The sequence below is a fragment of the Rhodoplanes sp. SY1 genome (assembly GCF_046000175.1).
Taxonomy (GTDB): domain Bacteria; phylum Pseudomonadota; class Alphaproteobacteria; order Rhizobiales; family Xanthobacteraceae; genus Rhodoplanes.
This window is the reverse complement of record NZ_JBEOMB010000131.1, coordinates 1-1,053: the sequence shown is the minus strand read 5'-3', so window position 1 is coordinate 1,053 and position 1,053 is coordinate 1. Positions and strand designations below refer to the sequence as shown.

General features: G+C 65.9%; 1 protein-coding gene. It reads left to right on the top strand.

Annotated features, from left to right (window positions below):
* The first annotated feature begins 97 nt into the window (after positions 1-97).
* Positions 98-1,037, top strand: a protein-coding gene (locus ABTU92_RS25170) for an IS630 family transposase (RefSeq protein WP_408094351.1) whose coding sequence is annotated in 2 segments (ribosomal slippage) — positions 98-420 and positions 419-1,037 — 942 coding nt in all. Because the reading frame shifts where the segments join, the coding sequence is not laid out codon by codon here.
* The last annotated feature ends 16 nt before the right edge of the window (positions 1,038-1,053 follow it).

The window sequence follows — 1,053 nt, the reverse complement described above, 5'->3', positions numbered from 1 at the left end:
TAGAGCGTTTTTCGTTGGGGCTGAATCGCAGGGGATTCCCTGGACGGGTGGGCTGGGAGAGTCTGTCGACATTGATTCGTCGGGGAAGAGACGATCGATGTCACGAGCCTATTCGACTGACCTGCGCGCACGGGTGATCGAGGCCGTCGCAGCGGGAGCGTCACGACGGGAGGCCGCGGAGCGCTTCGATGTGAGCGTCAGCTCGGCGGTACGGTGGCTGCAACGCTGGCGCGACGAGGGCAGTGCGCGCGCCAAACCCTCCGGAGGGAGCCGATCGCCCCTGGAGAAGCACGCGGACTGTCTGCTGGGCTTGATCGCCGAGCAACCCGACCTGACTCTCGAGGAGATCGTGTCGGAACTTCGGAAGCGGCGGCTGCCGGGCAGCGTCAGCGCGGTGTGGCGGCTGCTCGATCGGCACGGCATCACGGTCAAAAAAAACGCTGCACGCCGCCGAGCAGCATCGGCCTGATGTCGCCGGCGCCCGTCGTCGCTGGATGCGCGAGCAGGGTCTGCTCGATCCCGCCCGACTGGTTTTCATCGACGAGACCGCGGTCACGACCAGCATGGTTCGGCTGCGGGGCCGCAGCCCGCGCGGCGAGCGCCTGCTCGCCTTCGCCCCGCACGGGCACTGGAAGACCATCACGCTGGTGGCCGGGCTGCGGCGAAGCGGCATGGTGGCGCCCTGCGTGATCGACGGAGCGATGAACGGCGAAACCTTCCTGGCCTATGTCGAGCAGTGCCTGGTCCCCACGCTGCGGCGCGGCGACACCGTGATCATGGACAATCTTCCGACCCACAAGGTGCGCGGCGTCGTGGACGCCATCGAATCCGTTGGTGCGACCTTGCGCTACCTGCCGCAGTACTCCCCGGACCTCAATCCGATCGAGCAGGTCTTCAGCAAGATCAAAGCTCTGCTGAGGAAGGCAGCGGAGCGAACCGTGCCAGGCCTCCAGCGTCGGATCAGAACCATCCTGCGCACCGTCCACCCACGCGAGTGCAGGAATTTCATCCGGCACGCAGGCTATGAACCAACGTGAGCGAAAAACGGTCTAG